The sequence below is a fragment of the Phyllobacterium sp. P5_D12 genome, from assembly GCF_054049495.1.
The window spans coordinates 1-749 of sequence record NZ_JBFUMG010001084.1; the positions used below are offsets into that span (position 1 = coordinate 1).

Annotated in this window: 2 protein-coding genes; both read left to right on the forward strand. The window is 49.8% G+C overall.

Going from position 1 to position 749, the window contains the following annotated elements:
- Positions 1-87 precede the first annotated feature (87 nt).
- Entirely contained in the window at positions 88-498 is a 411-nt protein-coding gene (locus tag ACXJ5O_RS28840) for a c-type cytochrome (RefSeq protein WP_457302894.1), read from the forward strand.
- An 11-nt stretch (positions 499-509) separates the two neighbouring features.
- Positions 510-749, forward strand: a 240-nt coding sequence (locus ACXJ5O_RS28845) for a hypothetical protein (protein ID WP_457302895.1), incomplete at its 3' end; no start/stop codon positions are given.

Sequence of the window (749 nt, forward strand, 5' to 3'; positions counted from 1 at the left end):
TCGTTCCATACTGCAAGTGTAAATGCAATAAATATAAATTAGCTCAATCTATGCAGCATGATAACGTGTCATGTGGGGGGGGTGCGCTTGTTTTCACTTACTGTAGGTATTCGCAATTTAAGCCTTTTTATACTTTATCTATTTGCTTCATCTCAAACCTCAGCCGAGGAATTAGGTGGACAGCAAACGTTCATTGCGAATTGTGCACCTTGTCACAGTTTAACCGAGGGAGATCACCAGTTCGGGCCTTCTCTTTTTGGGGTCTATGGACGCTTGGTCGGTCAAGCCACAGGGTTCTCTTACTCTCAATCTTATTTGGACGCGGCGGAGCGTGGCTTGGTTTGGGACGATCCACATCTTGATCGCTTTCTCGCAGATCCTACTGGCTTTTTGTCCAGTGAACTCGGAACGGAAGCGCAGAACATAATGCCTACTCGCTACCCGGATAGCGCTGTGCGAGCAGCCATTATCCAGTATCTTTCGACATTATCTCAATAGAGGGGGAACAAATGCGTGTCATAGTGTACGTCGCATTAACGGCCTGCGGGCTTATCAGCACCTCTGCCGCGCTTGCTGCGGGCCCCGATGTAATCGTCGGATTCATCGATGGCGCTAGCCAACACGGCACACCTCCGGCTGGAAAAATAGCATTTTCCGCCGGCACGACATCGTGCAATATCGGTGATTCTGAACTCTCCTGGCGCCGGTTGCCAGATAGGCGGCATCCGGTTATCACGCTGAATTTGTAC